Source organism: Streptomyces sp. NPDC094032, from assembly GCF_040303965.1.
Taxonomy (GTDB): Bacteria; Actinomycetota; Actinomycetes; order Streptomycetales; family Streptomycetaceae; genus Streptomyces.
In genome coordinates, this window is sequence record NZ_JBEOUE010000018.1 from 120287 (window position 1) to 144905 (window position 24619).

At 72.7% G+C, this 24619-nt stretch carries 24 protein-coding genes; 8 read left to right on the top strand and 16 right to left on the bottom strand.

Annotation, left to right across the window (positions count from 1 at the left end; genetic code table 11):
• The first annotated feature begins 159 nt into the window (after positions 1-159).
• The gene (locus tag ABTZ54_RS24275; protein WP_351666741.1) at positions 160-660 is read left to right on the top strand and encodes a DUF1269 domain-containing protein; all 501 of its coding nucleotides are present in this window, start codon (positions 160-162) and stop codon (positions 658-660) included.
• An 83-nt stretch (positions 661-743) separates the two neighbouring features.
• On the opposite strand, the gene ABTZ54_RS24280 is transcribed toward ABTZ54_RS24275, so the two are convergent.
• Together ABTZ54_RS24280 and ABTZ54_RS24285 are read right to left on the bottom strand one after the other, a co-directional pair.
• Complete coding sequence (locus ABTZ54_RS24280; RefSeq protein ID WP_351666743.1) at positions 744-2009, bottom strand: arginine deiminase; 1266 nt, start codon at positions 2007-2009, stop codon at positions 744-746.
• Between the two features lie 77 nt (positions 2010-2086).
• On the bottom strand, positions 2087-3547 hold the full coding sequence (locus ABTZ54_RS24285; protein ID WP_351666745.1) for a basic amino acid/polyamine antiporter: 1461 nt from the start codon (positions 3545-3547) through the stop codon (positions 2087-2089).
• Positions 3548-3758: 211 nt separating this feature from the next.
• Between ABTZ54_RS24285 and ABTZ54_RS24290 the strand changes: the two genes are divergently transcribed.
• Both ABTZ54_RS24290 and ABTZ54_RS24295 read left to right on the top strand, forming a co-directional pair.
• Positions 3759-4571 carry a universal stress protein gene (locus ABTZ54_RS24290; RefSeq protein ID WP_351666747.1) on the top strand — a complete coding sequence of 271 codons (813 nt, stop codon included), beginning with the start codon at positions 3759-3761 and terminating at the stop codon, positions 4569-4571.
• Between the two features lie 53 nt (positions 4572-4624).
• Positions 4625-5071 (top strand): TIGR03618 family F420-dependent PPOX class oxidoreductase, encoded by a 447-nt coding sequence (locus tag ABTZ54_RS24295; RefSeq protein ID WP_351666749.1) that lies wholly within the window; start codon positions 4625-4627, stop codon positions 5069-5071.
• A 15-nt stretch (positions 5072-5086) separates the two neighbouring features.
• On the opposite strand, the gene ABTZ54_RS24300 is transcribed toward ABTZ54_RS24295, so the two are convergent.
• Positions 5087-5287 carry a hypothetical protein gene (locus tag ABTZ54_RS24300; protein WP_351666751.1) on the bottom strand — a complete coding sequence of 67 codons (201 nt, stop codon included), beginning with the start codon at positions 5285-5287 and terminating at the stop codon, positions 5087-5089.
• 868 nt (positions 5288-6155) lie between these two features.
• Between ABTZ54_RS24300 and ABTZ54_RS24305 the strand changes: the two genes are divergently transcribed.
• The gene (locus ABTZ54_RS24305; RefSeq protein WP_351666837.1) at positions 6156-8228 is read left to right on the top strand and encodes an ATP-binding SpoIIE family protein phosphatase; all 2073 of its coding nucleotides are present in this window, start codon (positions 6156-6158) and stop codon (positions 8226-8228) included.
• Between the two features lie 22 nt (positions 8229-8250).
• Here ABTZ54_RS24305 and ABTZ54_RS24310 read toward each other — a convergent pair whose 3' ends face one another.
• The 10 genes from ABTZ54_RS24310 to ABTZ54_RS24355 form a co-directional block, all read right to left on the bottom strand.
• Positions 8251-9276 carry an endonuclease/exonuclease/phosphatase family protein gene (locus tag ABTZ54_RS24310; RefSeq protein WP_351666753.1) on the bottom strand — a complete coding sequence of 342 codons (1026 nt, stop codon included), beginning with the start codon at positions 9274-9276 and terminating at the stop codon, positions 8251-8253.
• Between the two features lie 6 nt (positions 9277-9282).
• Positions 9283-10251, bottom strand: coding sequence for a D-alanyl-D-alanine carboxypeptidase family protein (locus tag ABTZ54_RS24315; RefSeq protein ID WP_351666755.1), 969 nt, complete (start codon positions 10249-10251; stop codon positions 9283-9285).
• A 257-nt stretch (positions 10252-10508) separates the two neighbouring features.
• Positions 10509-11738 (bottom strand): ATP-binding protein, encoded by a 1230-nt coding sequence (locus tag ABTZ54_RS24320; protein WP_351666757.1) that lies wholly within the window; start codon positions 11736-11738, stop codon positions 10509-10511.
• A 14-nt stretch (positions 11739-11752) separates the two neighbouring features.
• On the bottom strand, positions 11753-12466 hold the full coding sequence (gene cseB, locus ABTZ54_RS24325) for a two-component system response regulator CseB (protein WP_351666759.1): 714 nt from the start codon (positions 12464-12466) through the stop codon (positions 11753-11755).
• A gap of 139 nt (positions 12467-12605) precedes the next feature.
• Complete coding sequence (locus ABTZ54_RS24330; protein WP_351666761.1) at positions 12606-13637, bottom strand: LLM class flavin-dependent oxidoreductase; 1032 nt, start codon at positions 13635-13637, stop codon at positions 12606-12608.
• Between the two features lie 105 nt (positions 13638-13742).
• Entirely contained in the window at positions 13743-14327 is a 585-nt protein-coding gene (locus ABTZ54_RS24335) for a DinB family protein (RefSeq protein WP_351666763.1), read from the bottom strand.
• Entirely contained in the window at positions 14324-14533 is a 210-nt protein-coding gene (locus ABTZ54_RS24340; RefSeq protein WP_351666765.1) for a hypothetical protein, read from the bottom strand. Before ABTZ54_RS24340 ends, ABTZ54_RS24335 begins: the two co-directional genes overlap by 4 nt.
• Positions 14530-14805, bottom strand: coding sequence for a hypothetical protein (locus ABTZ54_RS24345; protein WP_351666767.1), 276 nt, complete (start codon positions 14803-14805; stop codon positions 14530-14532). The genes ABTZ54_RS24340 and ABTZ54_RS24345 overlap by 4 nt, the downstream gene beginning before the upstream one ends.
• Positions 14806-14824: 19 nt before the next feature.
• The gene (locus ABTZ54_RS24350; protein WP_351666769.1) at positions 14825-15298 is read right to left on the bottom strand and encodes an HIT family protein; all 474 of its coding nucleotides are present in this window, start codon (positions 15296-15298) and stop codon (positions 14825-14827) included.
• A 68-nt stretch (positions 15299-15366) separates the two neighbouring features.
• Positions 15367-15966, bottom strand: coding sequence for a hypothetical protein (locus tag ABTZ54_RS24355; protein ID WP_351666771.1), 600 nt, complete (start codon positions 15964-15966; stop codon positions 15367-15369).
• 160 nt (positions 15967-16126) lie between these two features.
• Here ABTZ54_RS24355 and ABTZ54_RS24360 point away from each other — a divergent pair, with 160 nt between their 5' ends.
• Complete coding sequence (locus tag ABTZ54_RS24360; protein ID WP_351666773.1) at positions 16127-17185, top strand: hypothetical protein; 1059 nt, start codon at positions 16127-16129, stop codon at positions 17183-17185.
• Between the two features lie 40 nt (positions 17186-17225).
• Here the strand turns inward: ABTZ54_RS24360 and ABTZ54_RS24365 are convergent, their stop codons facing one another.
• Positions 17226-17900, bottom strand: coding sequence for a hypothetical protein (locus ABTZ54_RS24365; RefSeq protein ID WP_351666775.1), 675 nt, complete (start codon positions 17898-17900; stop codon positions 17226-17228).
• A gap of 282 nt (positions 17901-18182) precedes the next feature.
• Here ABTZ54_RS24365 and ABTZ54_RS24370 point away from each other — a divergent pair, with 282 nt between their 5' ends.
• Together ABTZ54_RS24370 and ABTZ54_RS24375 are read left to right on the top strand one after the other, a co-directional pair.
• Positions 18183-19019: an alpha/beta hydrolase family protein gene (locus ABTZ54_RS24370; RefSeq protein WP_351666777.1), complete on the top strand. Its 837-nt coding sequence runs from the start codon at positions 18183-18185 to the stop codon at positions 19017-19019.
• A gap of 71 nt (positions 19020-19090) precedes the next feature.
• The gene (locus tag ABTZ54_RS24375) at positions 19091-20491 is read left to right on the top strand and encodes a carboxylesterase/lipase family protein (RefSeq protein ID WP_351666779.1); all 1401 of its coding nucleotides are present in this window, start codon (positions 19091-19093) and stop codon (positions 20489-20491) included.
• A gap of 11 nt (positions 20492-20502) precedes the next feature.
• Here the strand turns inward: ABTZ54_RS24375 and ABTZ54_RS24380 are convergent, their stop codons facing one another.
• Positions 20503-21666 (bottom strand): PucR family transcriptional regulator, encoded by a 1164-nt coding sequence (locus tag ABTZ54_RS24380; RefSeq protein WP_351666781.1) that lies wholly within the window; start codon positions 21664-21666, stop codon positions 20503-20505.
• Between the two features lie 115 nt (positions 21667-21781).
• Positions 21782-23266 carry a long-chain-fatty-acid--CoA ligase gene (locus ABTZ54_RS24385; RefSeq protein WP_351666783.1) on the bottom strand — a complete coding sequence of 495 codons (1485 nt, stop codon included), beginning with the start codon at positions 23264-23266 and terminating at the stop codon, positions 21782-21784.
• 151 nt (positions 23267-23417) lie between these two features.
• On the opposite strand from ABTZ54_RS24385, the gene ABTZ54_RS24390 reads away from it, so the two are divergent.
• Positions 23418-24596: a PucR family transcriptional regulator gene (locus tag ABTZ54_RS24390; RefSeq protein WP_351666785.1), complete on the top strand. Its 1179-nt coding sequence runs from the start codon at positions 23418-23420 to the stop codon at positions 24594-24596.
• The last annotated feature ends 23 nt before the right edge of the window (positions 24597-24619 follow it).

The following is a 24619-nucleotide window of genomic DNA, read 5'->3' on the forward strand; positions in this document are numbered from 1 at the left end:
ACCCGACCCCGACGGACGCCCCCTCACCCCGTCGGCACCGGGATGGATCCACCGGGTCGCGACCCTCCGTATATCGGGACAAGATGATGCCGTGTGGGCCCTGGCCACGACGGTCGCCGTCGTGCCGCCGACCCCCCAGCCGACCGGAGGAGACTGTCCATGTCCGAGCTGATCGTGATCGGATACGAGGGCAAGGCGGTCGCCGACAAGGCGTTCGCGGCCGTCCAGAAGCTGCGCGACGACAAGGTCCTGGAGTTCAACGGACTGGCCGTCGTGTCGGTGGACGAGAACGGCGAGACCCATGTCGACACTCCCGCCAGGAGTGAGGAGGTGGCCCTCTCGGCCACGGCCGGCGCCCTCTGGGGCCTGGTCTTCGGCATGGTGATCCTGACCCCGGCCATGGGCGTGGTGGGAGCCGCCCTCGGCGGCCTCATCGGCAAGCTGAACCAGATGGGCGTCGACAACAAGTTCCGCGGCAAGGTGCAGGAACTGCTCCGGCCCGGCCATGCCGCCGTCATCGTCATGGCGTCCGAGATCGCGGAGGACACCTTCGCCGAGGCCATGGCGCCCTTCGGCGGAACGGTGCTCAAGACCACGCTCTCGGAGGAGAGCGAGCGCGAGCTCGCCGAACAGCTCGCGGGACCGTCGTCGGACGCCTGAGGGGCGGTGCTCGGCGCGGTTGCGGGGGCGGCATCACATCGGGATGCCGCCCCCGCGACCGCGCAGACGTCGGCGACCGGACGTCAGAAGTCGACGGCGTCGCGGATCAGCGGGCAGGTCATGCAGTGGCCGCCGCCCCGGCCCCGGCCGAGCTCCGCGCCGACGATGGTGACGACCTCGACACCCGCCTTGCGCAGCAGCGTGTTGGTCTGGGTGTTGCGGTCGTACGTGAAGACGACGCCCGGCTCCAGGGCGACGGCGTTGTTCCCGCTGTCCCACTGCTGCCGCTCGGACGCGTAGACGTCGCCGCCCGTCTCGATCACCCGCAGCCGCGGCAGGCCGAGGGCCTCGGCGACGACGTCGACGAAGCGGGCGTCGCCCTCGTCGGTGATCTCGACGCCGGGCGCCGTGTCGCCGGGACGCAACGAGAAGGTGTGGACCGCGTCCATGATCGTCGGGTACAGGGTGACGATGTCGCGGTCCGCGAACGTGAAGACGGTGTCCAGGTGCATGGCCGAGCGGAGCTTCGGCATGCCCGCGACGATCACCCGCTCGGCGGCCCCGTTCTCGAAGAGCGCGCGGGCGACCTGGGTGATGGCCTGGCGGGAGGTGCGCTCGCTCATCCCCATGAGGACGACGCCGTTGCCTACGGGCATGATGTCGCCGCCCTCGAACGTGGCCTGGCCCCAGTCCCGCTCCGGGTCGCCCCACCAGACGGTCGAGCCCCAGTAGTCCGGGTGGAAGGTGTAGACCGCCTTCATCAGGAGGGTCTCGCCGTGCCGGGCCGGCCAGTACAGCGGGTTGAGCGTGAGCCCTCCGTACAGCCAGCAGGTGGTGTCCCGGGTGTAGAGGGTGTTGGGCAGCGGCGGCATCAGGTACTCCCGGGCGCCGACGCCCTCGCGGGCGAGGGTCACGTACCCGGACCGGAAGTCCTCCGGCAGGTCCGTGGTGGACAGACCGCCGATGAGGAACTCGGCGAGCTGCCGGGGCGCGAGGGAGTCGAGATAGGCGCGGGTGTCGTCGACGAGCCCCAGACCCACCTCGTTGGGGACGATCTTCCGGTCCAGGAGCCAGGCGCGGGCCTCGGGGAGGGCCATGGTCTCGGTGAGGAGGTTGTGCAGCTCGACGACCTCGACACCCCGCTGGGTGAGCTTGTCGACGAAGTCGGCGTGGTCCCGCTGGGCGTTCTCCACCCACATCACGTCGTCGAAGAGGAGGTCGTCGGAGTTGGTCGGGGTGAGCCGCCGGTGGGCGAGCCCGGGGGAGCAGACGAGCACCTTGCGGAGCCGTCCGACCTCGGAGTGGACACCGAGCGGGGGCTTGGCGCTACCGGTCTCGGGGGTGGTCATGGGCGGCCTTTCCGGTGGTGGGGCGGGGCGGCGGGGACGAGGGGCGGGGCGGCGCGGCGGAGGCGGGGCCCCACGCGTCACAGCTCGATCCAGTCGGCGGCGAGGGCGACGACGCCGACGACCGCCCCGGCCACGGAGACGGCGCAGATGACGGCCTCCCTGGGGGAGAAGAGACGCCGGTTCTGCTCGCGGCGGGCCTTGACGAACAGGAAGGTGGCGGGGGCGTAGATGATGAAGGAGACCAGGACGAACTTGAGCCCGGCCGCGTAGAGGAGGAAGGCCGTGTAGACGGTGGCGACGACCGCGACCACGAGCTCCGGCCGGGTGGTCCGCCCCGTCACCCGCTCCTTCTCCGGTCTCAGCGCGATCTTCACGGCGAACGCGGCGGCCAGCAGGAAGGGGATGAGGCTCAGCGCGCTGGTCAGGTCGAGGGCGAAGTTGAACGCGTCGTCGGAGAAGGCCGTGACGACGAGGACGATCTGACTGAGGGCCGTGCTCAGGAGCAGCGCGGGGACGGGGACGTCGTCGCCGCTCGACCGGCCCAGGAAGCGCGGCATGTCCTCGTCCTTGGCGGCGACGAAGAGCACCTCGGCGGCCATCAGGGTCCAGGCCAGATAGGCGCCGAGGACGGAGACGATCAGGCCGACGCTGACGAACACCTTGCCCCAGGTGCCGACCGCCGCCTCCAGGACACCGGCCATGGAGGGCTGGCGGAGCTCGGCGATCTCGCTCATCGGCAGGATGCCGTAGGACACGATGGTGACCGACGCGAAGATCGCGAAGACGCTCAGGAAGCCCAGGACGGTGGCCCGCCCGACGTCCTCGCGGCGCTTGGCGTGGCGGGAGTAGACACTGGCGCCCTCTACTCCGAGGAAGACGAAGACGGTCGCGAGCATCGTGCCGCGGACCTGGTTGAACAGGGAGCCCGCGTAGTCCGCGCCGGCGAAGTTGTCGGCGAAGACGGAGGGTTTGAAGAAGACGAGCGCCAGAATGATGAAGACGATGATCGGCACCAGCTTGGCGACGGTCACGATCCTGTTGATCGCCGTCGCCTCCTTCACCCCGCGCCGGATGAGGAAGAAGAAGGCCCACAGGCCGACGGAGGACAGGACGATCGCCAGCGCCGTGTCCCCGTCGCCGAGGGCGGGCGCGATGGCGCCGACCGTGGACATGATCAGCACCCAGTAGGTCACGTTGCCCACGCAGGCGCTCGCCCAGTAGCCGAAGGCGGAGAAGAAGCCGAGGTACTCGCCGAAGCCGGCCTTGGCGTACGCGTAGACACCGGCGTCCAGGTCGGGGCGCCGTACCGCCAGGTTCTGGAAGACGAAGGCGAGCATCAGCATGCCGACACCCGCCACCGCCCAGGCGATCAGCGCGCCCGCGACCCCGGTCTCCTGGGCGAACCGCCGGGGGAGGGAGAAGACGCCGGCCCCCACCATGGAGCCGACGACCATCGCCGTGAGCGTCGGCAGCGTGAGCTTGGCTGTCGGCGGGGACCCGTCCGGGGCTGTGCCGGCATGCTGGTCGGCAGGGGACATCGCGTACCTCGTAGCGCCGCGGGGCTGGAGAAGACCGGTCCGATGATGGACAGAAATCTATTCCCCAATACCCCTTTTGTCCCTTCTGTTGGCCCGAATGCGCCCCTGCGTGCGCCGCCGCCGATACGGGGTGCGGCGGCGCGCTGGAATTGCAGGGACGTGCCGGTCGGGCGAGGCTGGGGATCCGGAGCCTGAAGTGGAGCGGCGAGCCATGGGCAAACTGGTCGTGGTCGGTGTGGACGGTTCGACGATGAGCCTCACCGCGGTGGAGGCCGCCGCGGCGGCGGCGGTACGGCGCGGCGCCGAGCTGCGCGTGGTGCACGCCGAGGTCCCGGTCAAGCCCAGGCACTCGGTGCCGGACCCGGCCGCGAGGACCCTGCTCCAGGAGGCCGTCGCGTGTGCCCGTGAGGTGGAACCAGGGCTGGTCGTGACCGGGGCCGTGGTGCCCGGCGACGTGGTGCACGTGCTGGAGGCCGAGTCGCGGGCGGCGGACCTGATCGTCGTCGCCTCCCGTGGCATGGGGGGCATCGTGGGCCTGCTCCTGGGATCCACCCCGGTGTCCCTGGCCGCCAGGAGCCACTGCCCGGTGATGACGGTCCGCGAACCGCACCGGGAGTCGGCCGGCACGGGACCCGTGGTCCTGGGCGTCGACGGCTCCCCGGACAGCGACAAGGCCGTCGACGTGGCCTTCGAGGAAGCCGCGCGGCGCCGATCCGGCCTCGTGGTGGTCCACGCGTGGCAGCCGGACAAGGACCCGCCCGGCACGCCCCCGGAAGCGGCGGAACAACTCCTGGCCCAGGCGACCGCGGGCCGCGCCGACACCTACCCGGACGTCACCGTCCGCCGCGAGCTGACGGACGCCCCGCCCCGCGAGGCCCTGCTGGAGGCGAGCAAGGGCGCCCAACTCCTCGTGGTCGGCGCCCGGGGCCGCAGCGGCCTGGCCGGCCTGCTCCTGGGCTCGGTGAGCCAGGCCGTGATGACCCACGCCCACTGCCCCGTCATCACCGTCCGGGGAACGGCGTGAAGACTCGGCGCAAGTCCCCGTCCACCCGCCCCGCCGATGGGTAGTCTCGCGCCATGACCGCGACCTTCGCCGCAGCCGTCCGCGCCCGACTCCTCGCCCCCACGATCTGGTACGTCGGCACGGTGTCCGCCGACGGCGCGCCGCAGGTCAGCCCGATGTGGGTGGACCTGGAGGGCGAGGACGAGCTGACCTTCAACACCTCGGTGGGCCGCGTGAAGGAGGAGAACCTCCGCAACGACCCCCGCGTCTACCTCTCGCACGCGGACACGGCCAACCCCTTCGACCGGGTACAGATCAGCGGCGTGGTCGCCCGCTTCATCGAGGGCGAGGAAGCACACGCCCGCATGGACCGGATGACCCACAAGTACCTGGGCCACGACCGCTACCCATGGCTCATGCCGGGCGAACAGCGAGTCGCCGTGATCGTCCGCCCGCTCAAGATCCGCCACATCGTCGGCGTGGAACGCTTCCGCCCTGGAGGACCCGTTCCCGCTGCTTGAACCGGGCGGGAGGCCCTACTTGACGACCGCGACGCCCACGGCCACCACCGCGCTGATCACGGTGAGAGCCGTCGCGAACGCCTTCCCCGACCTGGCGACGCACTCGGGCAAGGGGCTGCCACCCCAACGAGCCACCGCGAACGCGGCCCCGGCCACCAGACACGAGAAGACCACCGCCAGGCCGACCATCAGCAGCAGCATCGCAGTGTGCGTCATGTTCACGCGTTCCCTCCAAGATCGCTTCCACCGGCGCAACGCCCCTCGCGCCGCGCGTGATTCGACGATCCACCACCCGAGCGCGCCGATGAACCGATTGGATGTTGTCGGCACGACAACGGGGGTTGTTCGACGAACAACCCCCTCCAAGGGAGGTGGCGTGGGAACGAAGCGGCCAGGCAGACCCTGGGCAGAGGCCCGGGGAGCGAGCAAGGAGATCAACGATCTCGTCCAGGTGTTGCAGGACTGGCTCTCCACATCCGGAACGTCCGCCGCCCGGCTGCATCAGCTCCTGACTCCCGAGCACTTCGCCGGCGGCACCGTGCCCTCCCTGTGGCGCCTTCGGGAACAGCTCAAGGGAGTCGGACTCACCTGGGAACTCGCCGAGGCCGTCGCCGACCTCTGCTTCCCCGGCGAGACGGGACAGCAGACGGCTGAACGTCTCCACCGGATCAAGCCCCTGTGGACCGCCGCGAGCACCGCACCGACCGCTCCGGACCCCACGTACGACCTCGTGGGCGCCCAGCAACGCACCATCGCCGCGCTGGAGGAACTCAACCTCGTGCGCCAGGCCCTGGAAGTGAGCGAGCAGGCCCGCCAGCAGGCACTCCAGGTGGCCACCGTGCTGTTCGCCTTTCTCGGACAGGCCCAGGCGCAGGTGACTCAGCTCACCCGCCGACTGGACGAGGTCCGCGCCTCCTCGGCGTCGGTGCCGGCCGAAGTACGGGCCGCGGAGGGCCGTCTGGACCGCGCCCAGCGGCAGACGACCGATCTCCGTTCCCAACTCGCGCGCGCGGAGGAGGAACGCGACAGGTTCCAGGCGGTCGCCGATCAGGCGGCCCGTCAGGTCAGCGCCCTCGAAGAGGAACTGCGCGGTCTGCGCGGCGACTCCGGGACGGCCCACCCGCCGCGAGGGCAGGCGGGCATCCAACTGCCGGGCACCGGCGGAAGCGCGGCGGACGACGCCGCGCTCGACGAGGTCGACGCCGTGCTGAGGAAGGCCCGCGACGTGCTCGACCGCGAACACGACGCGGTGCAGGAAGCGGCCGCCGAGGTGGGGCTCTGGAGCCCCCTCGCAGAGGAGACGCCCTTCGGCGGCACGGTGATCCCCGGGCAGGCGGTGCACCGCGAGCCCGACACCGTATCCGAGAACGAGGAGTTGTTTGAAACAACCCCGGACAACCCCACAGCCAGCGCCGATGAGCGAAGTCGGGCCTTGGCTCATCGGCAGGCGGGCGACCGCATGCGCTTCGTGGGAGCCGCGACCCGGCGGATCGCGCGCGGTCTCGACCTTGACGAGATCGTCCTCGGCCTGTGCCGGGCGACCGTGCCGACGTTCTCCGACGCGATCCTGGTCTATCTGCGCGACCCGCTGCCGGTGGGCGACGAGCGGCCCGTCAGGCCGTTCGTGCTGCGGCTGCGCCGCAGTGACCGGCTGCCGGTGACGGACGGGGAGGGCGAGGAGCTGCTCCTCGTGCCCGACTTTGAATCGGTGCCGATGGCGGAGCCGTGTGAGGTGCGCGCGGGCAGCGCGCTGTTCGAGGTGCTGCGCGGGGTGCGGCCGGTGCTTGGGGACTCCGCGGCCGCCCGCGCCGCGCTGACGGAGCTGCTCGGCCCCGACCAGCCGGTGCCCGGCGGGCAGCGGGCCATCCTCGCGCCGCTGCGCGGCCGTCGCCTGGTGATCGGCGCGGCCGTGTTCCTGCGCAGCCCCGAGCGGGGCGCCTTCGAGCCCAACGATCTCCTCGTCGCCGCGCAGCTTGCCACTCATACCGCTCTGTCCGTGGACAAGGCCCTTCTCGACGGGCAAGGGGCCTACATCGCGGACGAGCTCCAGCGCATCATGCTGCCGGACTCGCTGCCCCAGCTGACCGGCGTACGGCTCGCCTCGCGCTACCTTCCGGCGGCCGAGACGGCCCGGGTGGGCGGCGACTGGTACGACGCGCTCCCGCTGCCCGGCGGCCGGGTGGCGCTGGTCGTGGGCGACGTCATGGGCCACTCCATGACCTCGGCGGCCATCATGGGCCAGCTGCGCACCACCGCCCAGACCCTGGCCGGGCTCGACCTGTCGCCCCCGGAAGTACTGCGGCGCCTCGACGCCCAGGCCCACCGGCTCGGCGAGAACCGCATGGCCACCTGCCTGTACGCGGTGTACGACCCGGTCTCCCAGCGCATCAGGGCTTCGAGCGCGGGGCATCCACCCCCGATCCTTCTCCACCTCGACGGCCGGACCGAGGTGATCACGGTGCCACTGGGTCCTCCCATCGGCGTCAGCGTGTCGGACGTCCCTTACTACACCGCCGTCGAGTTCGACGCGCCCACGGATTCGACGCTGCTGCTGTACACGGACGGCCTGGTGGAGTCCCGGCTGCGGGACATGGGAACCGGGGTCGAGCGGCTGCGCGCGCGGCTCGCGTCGGCGGCCCAGCTCACGGGACCGGATCACGCACCCCCACTCCAGGCGCTCTGCGACGACGTGCTCGACATGCTGGGCCCCGGCGACCGGGACGACGACATCGTGCTGCTCGCTGCCCGCTTCGACGGGATCGCCCCGGCGGATTCGGCGTACTGGTTCCTGGAGAGGGGGGAGGCCGCTCCGGGCCGGGCCCGGCGGCTCGCCCGGCGGGCCCTCGAACGCTGGGGCCTTGAGGAGCTGTCGGACACGGTGGTACTGCTCATCAGCGAGGTCGTGACCAACGCCGTCCGGTACGCGGAACGACCGGTGACGCTGCGCCTGCTCCGTACCGACGTACTGCGCTGCGAGGTCGGTGACGACTCGCCCGTCATGCCACAGCTGCGGTGGATCAGGGAAACGAGCGAGGAGGGGCGCGGGTTGTACGTGGTTGAAGCGCTCTCGAATCGATGGGGAGTGGAACCACTGGCCGGAGGCAAGCAGGTCTGGTTCGAGGTGGAGCTGCCGCATGCCGCCCGCCGCGAGCAGTGACCGCGTACGACCCGCCGTAGGGTCAGCCGGCGCCCCGGCCGTCCTTCGGGACAACCGGGGCGGCCGGGTCCGGCGTCAGGGCGATGCGGGCCGCGACGGGGAGGTGGTCGCTCGGGGTCGCGGGGAGGGTCCATGAGGCGGTGGCGCTTGCTCCTCCGAGGAGGATCTGGTCGATCCGTACGGTGGGGAATCGGGCCGGCCAGGTGAAGCCGAAGCCGTCGCCGGACGAGGACTGGGCCGAGACCAGGCCGCCGGTGAGCGGGCGCAGCCCTCGGTCGTCGGTGGAGCCGTTGAAGTCGCCCATGACGAGGGCGCGGGGGGCGCGTTCGGCCCGTATGACGTCCGCCATGTGCGCGGCGGCCTCGTCGCGCGTGCCCGAGGTGAAACCGGTCGCCCCGACGCGGACGGACGGAAGGTGCACGACGTACACCGCCAGCGGGCCCTCGGGGGTGTCCGCCGTCGCCCGCATGGCCCGGGTCCACGGCATGATCGGCACGGCCCTGGCGTCCCGCAGCGGACGTGTGCTCCACAGGCCGACCGTGCCCTGGTAGAAGTGGTGCGGGTAGGAGGCGGCCAGGGCCAGTTCGTAGGCGGGCGCGGTGTCCGGGGAGAGTTCCTGGAGCGCGACGATGTCCGCCCCCGCGGCGAGCAGGCTCCGCGCGGTGCCCTGCGGGTCGGGGTTGTCCTGGTTGACGTTGTGGCTGACGACGGTGAGGTCCCCGCCGGGGGACGACTTGTCGGTGAGGGTGCCTCCGAAGACCACCGCCCAGGCGACCACGGGCAGGATCAGCGCGGCCATCGCCACCCGTGACCGGCGCAGCAGCGCCAGGGCCGCGAGCACCGGGACCGCGAGGGCCGTCCACGGCAGTAGGGTCTCGGCCAGGCTGCTGAGGCGGCCCGGCAGGTCGGGCAGCCGTTCGTGGCCGACGAGGGTGAGCGCGAGCAGCGCGGCGCAGACCGCGACGCCCACGCCTCGCCACTTCGCCCGTCCCGCCCGCGCCGGGTCCCGCTCCGCCTGCGGGGTGCTCCCCGGATGTGTCGTCGTCATCGTGGCTCAGCCTTCCCGGGTCAGGGCGTCGCGGAGCCCCTCGATCAGGCGGCGGCTGCTGTCGACGGCCGCCCGGAGCCCCTCGCCGGGTGTGGTGTCCGCCCGCTGGTGCAGCACCGCGCCGACGAGCAGACGGGTCGTGCCGCCGACACGGACCTCGCAGGCCCACAGCAGGTTGCCGCCCGCCGGAGTGCTGGAACCGGTCTTGATGCCGACGACCCCCGGCGTGTCCAGCAGGGGATTGGTGTTGGTGATCGTGCCGAGGCCGGGCACGGTCACCGACCGCGTGGCCACGATGGCCCGGAACACGGGGTCCTTCATCGCCTTCCGCGCCAGGGCGAGTTGGTCGTTCGCGGTGCTGGTGGTGGTCGCCTCGATCCCGCTCGCCCCGGTGTACGTGGACTGCTTCATGCCCAGTCGCCCGGCGGCCCGCTGCATCTTCTCCGCGAAGGCCTCCTGACTGCCGGAGTCCCAGCGGGCCAGCAGCCGGGCCACGTTGTTGCCCGAGGGGATCAACAACATCTCCAGCAGCTGGCGTTGGGAGTACTTCCGGCCCGCCTGCAACGGCACCGTGGACTCACCGCCGACGCCCACCTCGTACGCGGCCTGCTGGTCCACCTCGATCAGGGGGCCCGGCTCGCCGGGCCGCAGCGGATGCTCCTCCAGGATGACGTGCGCGGTCATCACCTTCGTCAGGCTCGCGATGGGGACGGGCCGCCGCTCACCCCGCGTGCCGACCGGGCCGGAGCCCTCCAGCGCGACGGCGGTCTGACCGCCCTCCGGCCACGGGGCGTCGACGTCGTCGAGGTCGGAGACGACGACGGGGGACCCGCCGCCGTCCCGAAACGGGACGACGCCGGAGCCGTCCCCGTCCCCCGTCCCGTAGACCGCGACGCCCAGCACCGTCACGAGACACAGGGCCAGGGCGCCACCCGCGACGCGGTTGCGGTGCGAGGGAGTACGGGAAAGGGACATGGGGCCACCTCCGGGGCTGCCGTACGAGATCGGTACGGCAGTCAGGCTGCGGGGGCGGTGTGTCGGGACGGTGGAGGGAAGGGCTTCAGGGGGGCTCGGGCGCCCGTCGGTCGTGTATCGACTGTGTATCGGGGATACGGGGGTACGGGGGTACGGGGATACGGGGAAACGGGGAAACGGGGGTACGGGGACGGGGCTGGAGCCGGGGCCCTGTGACCACTGCGGAGCCCCAGCCCCAGCCCCCGTCCCACCCCCGGCTACGCGATGGGCGCGCCCTTCTCCTCCCCAGGCAGCCGCAGCGTCGCCACCGCGCCCCCGTCCTCCGGATGGTTGGCGAAGTCCAGCTCCGCGCCGATCACCGCCGCCTGGCCGCACGCGATCGTCAGGCCCAGGCCGTGACCGCGCCCCCGCTCCGCGCTGCCCGTCCGGAACCGCTGGGGGCCGTCGGCCAGGAGGTCCGCGGGGAAGCCGGGGCCGTGGTCCCGTACCGTGATCGTCCGGTCGGAGACGGTGATCTCCACGGGGCCCGCGCCGTGCCGGTGGGCGTTGACGACGAGGTTGGCGACGATACGGTCAAGCCGCCGCGGGTCCGTCTCGGCCGTCGCCGCCCCGTCGGCGGACACACGGGCGGTCGTCCCGGTGCGCGCCACCGACTCGCGGACGAGCTCCGCCAGCGCCACCGGCCGGAACCGGGGCTGCTCGGCCCCGGCGTCGAGCCGGGAGATCTCCAGCAGGTCCTCGACCAGGTCGCGCAGCACCCCGACCCGGTCCCTGACCATGTCGGTGGCCTCGCCCTCGGGCAGCAGGCCGGCCGAGGTGACGAGGCCCATCAGCGGGGTGCGCAGTTCGTGCGCGACGTCGGCGGTGAAGCGCTGCTCGGTCGCGATGCGCTGCCGCAGGCTGTCGGCCATGGAGTCGACGACGGCCCCGATCTCCCCGATCTCGTCGACGCCACCGCCGCGCGTCCCGGTGCGGGCGTCCAGGTCGCCGGCCGTGATGCGGCGTGCGGTGCGGGCCACCCGGCGCAGCCGCCGCGCCGGCAGTTCGGTCGCGAGGATCGTGACGGGGACGACGATGCCGAGGGTGAGCAGCGAGTACTTCCACATGTGCCGGTCGAGGGCCTGCCGGGTGAGCAGGTCGGCGGTCATGTCGACCCGGGTCGCGTACAGGCTGCCGCCCTGCGTCCGGGCGGCCCAGAAGACGGGGGCCGGGGCCCGGTCCACGTACAGGGTGCCCCTGCCGTCGCGCTCGACCTGCCGCAGCAGGGCGTCGGGGAGCTCCCCCGGCTCGGCGGTGGTCCCCTCCCGCACGACGTCGGCCAGGGCGGTCTCGGCCTTGCCGGCGCCCTCGTGCATGGACCGCCTCAGGGTCGACTCGTGGACGAGCACGCCGACGGTGAGGGCCATGGTGGTGCAGGCCAGACCCACCAGCAGCACGATCTTCCAGCGCAGCGACCGGAGGTTGAGCAGCGCGCGTACGAAGGACATTCCGGGCTCCCCGTTCAGCGCCGCAGCTTGTAGCCGAAGCCCCGGACCGTCTCGATGCGGTCGGCTCCGATCTTCTTCCGCAGCCGCTGGACGCAGAGATCGACGACCCGGGTGTCGCCGTCCCAGCCGTAGTCCCAGACGTTGCGCAGCAGGCTCTGGCGGTCCAGCACGATCCCCGGGTGGGCGGAGAACTCCAGGAGCAGGCGCAGCTCGGTCGGGGCGAGGGCGAGCCGCTCGCCGTCCCGGCGTACCTCCAGGGCCGCGGGGTCGATGCTGAGGTCGCCGAAGACGAGCAGTCCGGCCGGCTCGGCGGGCGGCGCGTCGGACGTTCCGGGCCCGGTGGGGACGGAGGCGCGGCGCAGCAGGGAGCGGATCCGGGCGACCAGGACGGCGGTGTCGACGGGCTTGACCACGTAGTCGTCGGCGCCGGCCTCCAGCCCGGAGACCACGTCGAGGGCGTCACCGCGCGCGGACATCATGAGGATCGGGGCCGTGCTGGTCTCCCTGATCCGGCGGCAGAGCCCGATGCCGTCCAGGGCCGGCAGCATGACGTCGAGCAGCAGCAGGTCGTGCCGCCCCTCACGGAAGAGTTCGAGTCCGGTCAGCCCGTCGGCCGCGACGGTCATGCGGTAGCCGTATCGTTCCAGCGCCATGGCGACGGACTTACGGATCACCTCGTCGTCCTCGACGAGCAGGATCGCCACGGGCGTGGGCTCGGACTCAGACATGGGAGGGCATCGCATCCATCGGGAACAGGGGGTGTGATCAGCGGGCCTTCCATCATGCCGCACCCCCGACCGTCCGGGCGACGCTCGCCCTGGCGGCTGGACCTGCGACGTGGACGCGCGGCTCGGACGGGCGCGGCGTTCAGGCGAGGAGTTCGGCGAGCCGGGCGATCTCGGCGGGCGGGTCGATCACCGGCTGGATGAGGAGCTCGTCGACGCCGGCCTGTTCCAGGGCGGTGATACGGGTGAGGACGGCGTCGCGGGTGCCGACGAGGGCCAGGGTGTCCATCAGCGAGGGGAGGACCAGGTCCCGGTCCTGCGGTGCGATGCGGCCGAGGTAGCCGGGGTAGAGCTTGGTGTACCGGTCCGGCGCGGTGGAGGTGGTGCCGCGCCGCTCCAGGAGCGAACGCACGGCGGCGCGCTCGTCGGGGCCGAGTCGCTCCGCGACCGCGGGTCTGTCGGCGGCGAAGTCCAGCAGCGACAGGACGAGGTGACCTGTCGCGTCCCGGGCGGCGTCGCCGTGGGCGTCCTCGTTCTCGTGGAGCAGGTGGAGCGCGGTGACCAGGTAGGAGTTCACGGGGAAGTCGGCGTCTCGTCGGCGGGCGGTGTGCAGGTGGTGCCAGGCGGCGGGGTCGAGCAGGCCGAAGGAGATGAGGCCGGTGCCGAGGCGACCGGCGACGGCGGCGGCCCTGGGCCCGAGCGCGGCCACGACGAACTCGATCGGATCGGTGGTGTTCACGTGCGCCCCGGCGTGCAGGAACCGGACGTCACGGACCCGGTCGCCTTCGCGGTACGCGGCCGGGCGCCCGGCACACAGATCCCGCAGGGCCGCGGTGAAACGCTCCAGGTCGGCCACCGTGGTCGGCGGCATGCCGAGGGTGCGCCGGGCGGTGTTCCCGGTGCCGACCCCGCAGATGATCCGACCGGGCGCCAGGGCGTTGAGGCTGGCGAACCCGCTGGCCGCGGCCGGGGCCGAGCGCAGCAGCGGTGAGGTCACGCCGATGCCGAGCTTGATGCGGCGGGTGGCCCTGGCGCACAGCCCCAAGGCGACGAAGGGGTCACCGTGGACCATGGGGGTGTCATAGACCCAGAAGCTGTCGAGCCCCAACTCCTCGGCCCGCACGGCGAGATCCTCCACACCGGGCCGAGCGGCGACCACGACACCTGCACGCATGGAACCTCCCGGCACGAGCACCGACTCGACCGTACCCATGCTGGCAGCTCACGAGGCACGAAGCTCATGGCACGCCACGACACCGATGACGACAGGACATCACGTTCAAGCCGTGACGCGTCCGGCCGACCTGGCGGCCTGCTCGATCTTCGCGCGGTGGGCCGCGCGGGCCTGCTCGTCGATCTGCTTCTCGTGTTCGGCGCGCAGCCCGGTTCGGCCGTCCAGGTTCTCGCGCAGGATGTCGGCCTGCCCGGTGTGCCGGACGGTCTCGCCGAGGACATGGACCATGATGGCGAACAGGTTGGTGCGGGCGTGGGGCTCCGGCCACCACGGCACGTGGCCGGGGGCGTCGAGAGGAAGCCGGCTGATCGTCGCGTCCGCGTGCTCCCAGGTGCGCCGGTAGAAGTCGATGATCTGATCGCGGGTCTCGCCCTCGGCCGCCCACAGATCGCTGCCGTCGGAGTCCTGCCACCGGGGCAGCGGTTCCGGGGAGGGGCGGTCGAAGACCTCGCCGAAGTACCTGGCCTCGACGGTGGCCACGTGCTTGACCAGGCCGAGGAGGTTGGTCCCGGTCGCTGTCAGCGGCCGACGGGCGTCGTACTCGGACAAGCCGTCGAGCTTCCAGAGCAGCGCCTGGCGGTCGCGCCGCAGTCTTCCGTGCAGGTTGTCCTTCGCGAATTCATCGATCATGCGGCATGAGCCTGCCATGGGGTGTTCGTGGTCTCAAGATCGGGTACGGGGTCCTCGACGACCGGCGGAGCCGAGGCCTGCTCGATCACCACGCCGGTGAGGGCGTCCACGTATCCGCTGGTCATGAGGCCGTCCTGCGTCGCCTCGACGAACCAGGCCGGCATCCATGCTCCGTCGAGCCGGACGGCGACGAGCACGGCAGTCACGAAGCCGGAGGCGTTCTCCGCCGCCTGGGGGCCGAGCGAGCTCGGCGGATCCGCCGCCGGCTATCCGGGCCATCATCGTGCACGGCGGCCTTGACGGCCGCTTCCTGCGCGTCGTCGGCCCGCCCGATGGACAGGGTCCGGTCCACGACGTCCAGGTCGACGACGGTTGCCCACGTCAGCCCGACCACGGCGAGCGAGGCCACCGCGGCGCGGGTGTTGCGCCCCCTGCCACTGGTGCAGGAACCGGCTTCGTTTCCGGTGAACGCGGGCATCGCGACGAGCGCCCAGATCTCAGGACGTCAGCCGGTTCAGCTCCTCGCTGATCGTCTCCCGCAGCGCGTCGTGCCGTGGGCCGAGCGTGTGCTCCTCGTCGGTCCATCGCTCGCGCGGGTACAGCCATACCGGTCTGCCCACGAGATCGGCCGGCTCCCAGGCGTACCTCGGCCACACATGTGCGTGCAGGAACGGGTCGGTGTTGCCGAGGATCTCCAGGTTCACCCGTCTGAAGGCGGGGTCGAGTTGCGTGCAGGCGCGTTCGACGGCCTCGCCCAGCTTGTCCATGTCGGACAGGAAGGCCAGCCGCCTGCGCCTGGGAAGGTCCGACAGCCGCTGTACCGACGGGTCGTCCACGAGAAGGACGGAGTATCCCGGGAGGAACTGGACGTCCCCGATCACGGCGAACCCGGCCTCCAGCTCGCGGAGCACCGTGGGGTTGTCACCCCGAAGCGCGCTGCCGATCCGGTCCTTCCGCCAGTCATCACTCATCCTGGTGACCTTACCCAGTACTGCCGCCCCGGTCCCGGGCTCCCCTCCAGGAGCCCGGGACCAGCCCGCTACTTCTTGTTCCTCGGCCGGTCGTCGAGACGGTGGGACTTCTCCCACTTCGCCTTGTCGAGGACGCTCTTGTAGTAGACGTTCGGGGTCTGGCCCGTGGCGGTCCGCAGGCGGGTGTCCTTGCGGAGGGTTTCGCTGTAGCCCTTGAAGGCGGCCATCGACATGTGGAGGCAGTTGTTGGTGGTGACGTTGTAGCCCCGGTTCTTCACCGTGGTGTACCAGGACTGGGCCCGCTTCACGTCCCCGTCACGGGTGTTCACGCACCGGTAGCCGGTGTAGTACCGCGCCTTCCCGTCCTTGACGTTGGTGAAGTGCGCCCGGGCCTTCTTCCACGTGCCGCCCTTGATCCACCCCTTCCGCGGGGAATCGGTGGTGCTGCCGAACGAGCCGAACATCCAGTGGTCCTTCTCCCCGCGGACCTTGAACGCGAAGGCCGCGTGCCCCGCGCCGTAGGCGCCGTCGGGTGCCAGGAACATGCAGACCCGGCCCAAGGGGGCGGCCTCCGCCTCGGTCGGCGCGGTCGCCATGCCCGCGGCGAGGAGAGCGAGTGATCCGACCACGGGGGTCGCCACCCGGGCCATCTGCTGTCCGAACGTCATGCTGAAGTCCTCCTGGTGCGCATGCCGAGCCGGTCCTCGCGGCGTCCGGACGGGGCCCGAGCGGCTCGACTGCCAGGAGCTTTGCGGTGGTCTTGATGACCCGCCACACTTCTGGCTCCGGCAATCAACCGGTCATCAAGCCGGACGCGGGAGGGACCGATTGGTCAGCAAGCAAGGCCGGCAGGAAGCCTCGATCGACCCTGCCGAGGGCCCGCTGGCGGTGTTCGCCATCGGGCTGCGCGACCTACGCAGAGAGTGCGGGGATCCGACCTACCGGACACTGGCGACCTGGTCGGCGAAGGCGAGCCGGGGGCGTGGGAGCGGCAGCGGGAGCGCCTATTCCGACACCACCTTCTCCACCGCCGCCCGGGGGCACACCCGGCCCTCCCTCCCTGTGGCCCTCGCCTACGTACGCGCGTGTCTGACCTACGCCAAGGTCGACGAGGAGCGGATCGCCCGCGAGGTCGCGGAGTGGACCGCGCGCTGGGAGGCCCTGGACGACGGGACGAGCCCCGTGGAGCCGCCCGAGCCGGATCCGACCGCGCCTGAACCGCCCCCGGAGAGCCCGTCCCCGGAGAGCCCGCCCGCCGACGACCCGCCCGCGAAGGACGCGGCGTCCGCGCCGCGCCGGACCCGGGCGCGCCGAGGCGTGCTCGCGGTCCTCGGCGCGGCCGCCGTCCTCGTCGGGGTCGTGTTCGGAGTGCGGTACGTCTCCGCGCCCGGGGCGTCCGCCGCGCGGTCCACAGCCGCCGACGGGCCGGTGCGGACCGCTCCTCCTCCGGCCCTGGGAGTCCCCAACGACGCCGCGCGTATGCCCAGCACCGGAGGGAACAGCCGTTGCGCTCGGGTCCGGTACGCCGGTGGGATCGCCTGGAGCCCGTGCACCCGGGTCGACGCCGCCACGCTCGACTTCGCCGTCTGGCTCTCCAACCCGGGGAGGGAGCCGGTCACGGTTGCGGTCAAGCTGTCCTATGTGCAGGCCGGAGCGGTGCGGGCCTGCCCGGGGGAGTGGGGTGTCGGGGTACGGATCGAGATCGCGCCCGGCACGTCGACCACCCCGGACGCGGCGTGCGCCGTGGACAAGCTGCCCGCCCTCGCCTCCCAGACCAAGGCTTGGGTGGTCCTGCCCGGCGAAGCCTCCTGGGGGTACCGCGAGATGTCCCCGACCGTGCACGTCCAGGCGGACGGCCGCACGGCCCTGTGGGCGGACGAGGCATGAGCCGACACCGCCCGCGCGCAGCGGCCCGCGCCTCGGCTTCCTAGTGGCGCCCGAGCTCCTCCCGCGAAGCGACATCGCCGTCATTGAGGATGAGGAACTCGCGGTCATGGTCGGTGAGGACCTTGAGGAAGCCGGGTTCGGCCTCCATGACGTAACCGCGTATCTGCTGCCCGTCGGTGAGGGCGATCCGCTCCAGCGGCACCCACGGCGTGCTGACCGTGGCCGCGCCGATCAGCAGGGCGCCGACCATCAGGGCGCCGAGATGGCGGCCGGCCCACAGGGCGGCCGTGCGCAGAAAGCCGGTGGACTTCATCCCGTACGCGATGCTGAAGAACAGCGCGCCCACCAGAGCCGCGGCGACCGGCAGCCACCACGCCTTGAAGCTCCATACGTACGCGGCCACGGCGGCCAGCGCGATCACCAGCAGGGTCACGCCCTCAAGGTCCGGGCGCCCGGCGGGCAGACCGGACCGCTCGCGCTCCCGCCGCTCCTCGCCCGCCGCGCGGAGGCTCAGCACCAGGCGGAACACGGCGACGGGCACCAGCAGCGCCAGAAACAGCGCCGCGGCAAGGGAGCTGGCCATCACGGTGCCCAGCACGATGCTGATCCCGTCGTCCAGGTCCAGGGTGTGGAGGACGGCGAACGCGGTGTGCCAGTCGTAGCCGGCGACCGCGAACAGCCGCAGGATCAGGAACAGGAAGACGGCCGTGGTCACGGTCAGCCCCGTGCTGGGCCCGATATCCAGTTTTTCGGTCGTTTCAGCGGACATGGGCGCTAGCTCAGCACATCCGGGGTCCGCGCGCCCGCGTCGGCGTGGCGTTCCAGGCGCGATCTCTCGGATCTCTCGGATCTCTCGGCATCTTGCACAAGCCGCGCGTGCGTTGCTTGCCGCGCCTGCGCAGAGACTGGGTGCCAGGGGTGCTCCAGGATGTGCGGTCAGACAAGGTGTGGGCCGGGTGGGACATCCGGTTCACCGTGACGACACCGGGAGTCCGCTGTGCTCTGGAGAAGACTGCTCGTCCCTCTGGCCTCGATCCTGCTCCTCCTCACGGCCTCCGCCGGCGCGGGCGCCGCCGCCTCGTCCACGAGCGCGGGTGCGGCCGCCGTCGACTACGGCGCGCCCGGCCCGTACGCCACCGCGGTGGAGGTCGGGGTGGTGACCACCCTGTACTACCCGCGGGACATCGCGACCAGCGACCGCCGTCACCCCGTGATCGTGTGGGGGAACGGCACCTTCGCCTTCCCGGTGGTCTACCGCGACCTGCTGCTCCACTGGGCCAGTCAGGGCTTCATCGTCGCCGCCGCCAACACCCCGCAGTCCAACCTCGGCATCTCCATGCGCGCCGGGATCGACCTGCTCACCCGTCGCGACGCCGACCCCGGCAGCATCTTCCACGACCGGGTCGACCTGGAGCACATCGGCGCCTCCGGGCACTCGCAGGGCGGTGCCGCCGCCATCGTCGTCGGCGCCGACCCGCGGATCGACACCATCCTGCCCATCCAGCCCGGACCGCTCGCCGACATCGACGACGTGCACGTCCCCGCGCTCCTCCTGGCCGGGCAGAAGGACAGCATCGTCTTCCCCTTCCTGGTCAAGGCCTTCTACGACGACGCCGACCACATCCCGGCCGTCTACGCGGAGGTGCGCGGCGCCGATCACTTCACGGTCGTCGGCGACCCCGGCCCCTTCGCCGCGCCCACCACCGCCTGGTTCAAGGCGCTCCTGATGGGGGACCAGGCAGCGCGTGCGCAGTTCCTCGGGCCCGACTGCGGGATCTGCGCCGACAGCGGCACCTGGTCCGACGTCCGCCGCAACGCCCTCGCGAGCCAGTGACCCCCGCCGGCCGCCCCCGACGCTTCCGCGCCCAGGGGCGGCCGGCCCCCTCCACGTACAGAAGGACCGCCATGGACCTCATCGCGACCACCGGGCAGGGCAAGGTCCGAGGCCGTCTCCGCGACGGGATCGCCACCTTCCTCGGCATCCCCTACGCCGCCCCGCCCTTCGGCGCCCACCGCTTCCGCGCCCCCGCCCCCGCCGAGCCCTGGGACGGCGTACGGGACGCCCTGGAGTACGGGCCCACCGCCCCCAAACGGCCGTACCGCCCGCCCCTCGACCGGCTGATACCCGACCCCGTCATCGCCGGGGACGCCTGTCTCAATCTCAACGTTTGGACCCCGTCCGTCGCCGAGGGACGGCTTCCCGTCATGGTCTGGATCCACGGGGGTTCCCTGCGCAACGGTTCGGCGAGCCTGCCGCTCTACGACGGGGGCGCCTTCGCCCGCGACGGCGTGGTCCTCGTCTCCGTCAACTACCGGCTCGGCGTCGAGGGGTTCGGGGTGTTCCCCGACGCCCCCGACAACCGGGGCCTCCTCGACCAGATCGCGGCCCTGACCTGGGTACGCGACAACATCGCCGCCTTCGGCGGAGACCCGGACAACGTCACCGTGTGCGGGGAGTCCGCCGGTGCGATCAGCATCGCCGCCCTCCTGACGAGCCCGCGCGCGACGGGGCTCTTCCGCCGGGCCATCCTCCAGAGCGGCCCGCCGCACACGGTGTCCCGCCGCGAGGGTGCGAAGACCGTACGCGCGATGGCGAAGCGGCTGCGGATTCCGGCCACCGCCGAGGCGTTCGCCGCGGTGGACCGGGACCTGCTGCTGGACGCGCAGGCCGCCGTCGTCGACCGGTCCGACCCCATCGGCGGCGGTCCCGGCTTCCACATCGTCGTCGACGACGACGTGGTGCCGGCCACCCCCGCCCCTCCCGAGGCCGACCTGCTCCTGGGCTGCAACCGGGAGGAGTACCGGCTCTGGTTCGTACCGGGCGGGACCGTGGACCGGATCAACCGGCTCACCCTCCGGCTGGCGCTGTTGAAGGCCCGCGTCCCGCAACGGCTCGCGCGGCTCTACCGGGCCACCCGGCCGCACGCCAAGCCCGGCGAGATCCTGGGCGAGATGGCCACCGACCTGCTCCTGCGGGGGCCGCTCAACCGCCTCGCCGACTCCCGGCCCGCCCGTACCTTCGTCTACGAATTCGGCTGGCGCTCGCCCGTGATGGGGCTCGGCGCGTGCCACGCGCTGGAACTCGGCTTCGTCTTCGACAACCTGCGCGCCGCCGAGGACCTGACCGGGCCCGGCGCACCCCAACCGCTCGCCGACGCCATGCACCGCGCCTGGGTCGCCTTCGCCACCACCGGACAGCCGGGCTGGGCCGGTTGGAACGCCGACCGGCCCGTCATGGTCTTCGACCACCCCGGCGCCGGCCCGGTCCTCGCACCCCGGCACGAGGAACTCCGCGCCTGGCTCTGACGGATGGCCGATCACGGGGAGGGGGGGACGCGGAAGGGGGGCGCGCCCCCGGCCCCCGTCAGATCCCTGGCCACGAGCGCCGCCTCGATCAGCCGTGCCTGCGCCGGATCCGCGAGGCTGAGGCCCGTCAGCGCGGCCACGCGCTGCAAGCGGTAGTCCAGGGTGTTGCGGTGGACGCACAGCTCCGACGCCGACCGGCTGCGGTTGAGGCCCTGCGACACGCACACGCGGACCGTCTCCAGCAGGTACGGATGCTCCTCCAGAGGGTCCAGCTTGGCCGCCAGCCGGACCAGGCCTTCCCCGGGGCGCGCGAGCTGGTGCTCAAGCAGCACGTCGTCGAGGCGGTAGCAGCCGGGCGGGCGTCGCAGGCGCCGGACGAGGTCCAGCACGCGGGCGGCCTCCTGCGCCGCCGACGAGATGGTCTCCGGGTCGGAGGCGTGGGCTGCGGCGGCGCGTACGGGACGGCCCACGTCCTGCTCCAACCGGGCCACCAGGCCCGGCACATCGCTCCTGCCAGGCAGCAGGGCGATCCGGGCGACGTGGTCCATCAGGACCGGGATCCCGGTGAAGGCGTCGAGCGAGGACTGCACCAGTCTGCTCGGCGGATCGGAGTCGAAGGCGAGGGCGACCACCTCGTACGCACCCGCCACGGCCACCCGCGCCGCGCCCGCCAGCTCCTCGTACGGCCGTCCCGCCAGCAGGGCGTCGAGCAGTGCCCGCCGTACGCGCCTGTCCTCGCTGTGGAGGTCCTCCCGGGCGTTCTGGTGGGCGAGGACGACCGCGGGCAGCGCGGCGTGCAGGCAGGCGAGCAGCGTGCCGCCCGCCCCGGCCAGCTCACCGGGCTCCGCGACCTCGGTCAGCGCCTGCCACCACACCTCGGCGCCGATCAGGTACGCGGTGATCGCCGCCTCCAGCGGGACGCGCTCCTCGGCCCGGCGCGCCGACCACTCGATGAGCCGGGTCAGCTCGCCCGGCCCCAGCGCACCCCCGGCACCGCCGTCGCGCAGCGCCCGGAGCAGCAGCGCGTGCACCGCCGCGATGGACCGCGTGACCTCGCCCTGGAGGGTGGCGCGGGGCAGCGCCGCGTAGAACGGCGCCTCCGCCGCGCAGCGCGCGACCACGACGGCCGTGAGGTCACCGACCCGGGCGGCCATCCGGGCGTACAGGTCCGACATCGGCGCATCGTCACACCGCCCCGTCCGCGCCGTCAATCGGAGTCCCCGGCCCGCCCGGACCGGCGGCGGCGCGGGCGGTGCGCCGGGCGCGTCCCCGTACCGCTCCCGGCGGCGGTCACGCCCCGGCTTCCCGCAGGTCGCGCTTGAGCACCTTGCCGCTGGGGCCGAGCGGCAGCTCGGACAGGAAGCGCACGACCCGGGGGTACTTGTGCCGGCCGAGCCGCTCCCGGCTCCAGGCCACCAGATCCTCCGCGGTCGCGGTGGCGCCGTGCCGCAGCACCACGGCGGCGCAGATCTCCTCGCCCCTGGCCGGATCCGGCAGGCCGATGACGGCGACCTGCGCGACGGCGGGGTGGCGGGCGAGCACCTCCTCGACCTCGCGGGGGTAGACGTTGAAGCCGCCCCGGATGATGAGGTCCTTCTTGCGGTCGACGATGGTGAGGAAGCCGTCCTCGGCGCGCACGCCCAGGTCGCCGGTCCTGAACCAGCCGTCGACCAGGACCGCGGCGGTCGCCTCGGGGTCGTCGAGGTAGCCGGCGAAGACGTTGTGCCCCCGGACGACCACCTCGCCGACCTCGCCGTCCGGCAGGAGCGCGACACGCCGCTCCCGCTCGGGGTCGGCTATCGCGGCCTCGACGCCCCACACCGGGTGACCGACGGTCCCGGGGCGACGGCCGGTGGCGCGCTGGTTGAACGTGGCGGCCGGGGAGGTCTCGGTCAGCCCGTACCCCTCCAGGATCTCGGTGCCGAAGGCCGCCTCGAAGCGCTCCAGCAGGGCGACCGGGAGCGCCGCGCCCCCGGAGACGCCCACCCGGAGCGCCGCCGGGCGGCGGTCGTCGTGCGCGATGGCCTCGGTGAGGGCGTGGTACATCGTCGGGACGCCCATGAAGACCGTGACCCGTTCGCGGACCATGGTGTCCAGCGCGGCGGGGCCACTGAAGCGGGGCAGCAGGACGAGGGCGGCACCGGCGCGCAGCGTGGCGTTCATCGCGCAGCTCTGCCCGTAGCTGTGGAACAGGGGCAGACAGCCCAGCACCGTGTCGTCGGGCGTCAGGCCGAGCAGGTCGCCCGCGCAGACGGTGGCGTTCATGACGAGGTTGAGATGGGTGAGCAGCGCGCCCTTGGGCCGGCCCGTGGTGCCGCTGGTGTAGAGGACGGCCGCGATGTCCGTCGCCGCCGACTCGGCCGCGCGGGGCAGCCGTTCCTCCCCGGCGGAGACCTCCAGCACCTCGATGCCCGCCGCGGCGGCGGCCGCCTCCGCCACCGGCCGCAGCGCCCCTCCGGCGACCAGCGCCTTCGCACCGCTGTGCCGCAGTACGTACGCCACCTCGTCGGCCACAAGGAGCGCGTGCACCGGCACCACGGTCGCGCCCGCCGCGAGCACCGCGTAATAGGCGCGGGGGAAGTCCGCGGTGTTCCCCAGCAGCACTGCCACCCGGTCGCCGTGGCCGATCCCGCGCGCCCGCAGGACGGCGGCGAAGCGCAGGACGTCGTCCCACAGGCGCGCGTAGGTGAGGCGGACCTCGCCCTCGACGACGGCGACGCGGTCCGGGTGGCGTCGGGCCGAGTCGGAGAGCAGGGTGGCGACGCTGAGCTGCACGGCGGCTCCTTCGTACGGGGTAGGGGGCACCGCCAGGATCGGGGGCGGCCCGACCGCTCGGCCATGTGCGGACGCACACCGTTCTCGCCGCGTACCTGGGCAGCGGCAACGGGTCTTCCGCCTGGACGGTGCATCCGCCTAACCTGCCCGCATGAACGACGAGGAGCGGGCGCTGCGCCGGGAGCTGGCGACGGTGCTGCTCGCGGACATCGGCCGGCTCACCGACGACCTGACCGCCGACATCCGCGCGCACAGCCCCTTCTACGCCGCCGGCCGGCCCGTCACCCACGAGGACCTGCGGGTCACCTGCCGCCGCAACGTGGAGCTGGCCCTCGACGACTTCGGCGAACTGCCCTCCGGCGGCCGCCACATCGAGGCCGCCGCCACCGAGACCGGACGGCTGCGCGCCGAGCAGGGCGTGCCGCTGGCCACGGTGCTCCACGCGTTCCGACGCGGCGGCAGGGTGATCTGGCAGGCCCTTGCGGACCGGATGCGCGACCGGCCGGCGGCGCAGCAGCGGATGCTCGGGGACCTCGCGGGCGCGCTCTGGGAGACCATCGACCGCTTCTCGTCCGCCATGGCCGACGCCTACGCGCTCACCACCCTCGAACAGCAGCACCGGGAGGACTCCCGGCGCGGCGCCCTCTTCGAGGCGCTGCTCGACGGCCGTGGCGGTGACCCGGCCGTGGCCGCCGCGGCCGCCACCGCCCTCGGGGTGCCCGCGCGCGACCGGTACGCCGTGGTCGTCGTCACCCAGGACCCGGCGTCGCCGGCCGAGCCGGGGCCCGCGCTGGCGGCGGCCGGGCTGTGGTCGTTCTGGCGGCCGCGCGCGGAAGTCGTCGTCGGCCTGGTGCGGTTCGGCCCGGCCGGGCCCGAGGAGCTGACGGACCTGCTGCGCGGGGCGGTGCGCCGCCGGGCGGGGGTCTCACCACCGTTCGAGGAGCTGACCGCCGCCGACGAGGGGCTGCGGCTGGCGGGGCGCGCGCTCGCGACCCTCCCGCCGGACAGCGCCGAGGTCGCCGCGCTCGACGACCGGCTGGTGCACGCCGTGCTCTGCGCCGACCCGGAGATCGCGGGACGCACCGTACGGCGCTATCTCGACGGCGTCCTGCGCAGCGGTACCGAGCGGGCGGTGCTGCTGCGGACCCTGCACGTCTGGCTCGACGAGGGCTGCTCGTCCTCCCGCACCGCCGAGCGGCTCTACTGCCACCGCAACACGGTCCGCGGCCGCATCGGCCGCGTCGCCGAACTCACCGGCTGGCCGGCGGAATCCGGCGAGGCCCGCCTGGGCTGGGCGCTGGCGCTGCGGGCGCTGGGGGTGGCGCGCTGAGGTGCGCCGACGTACGCCGACGT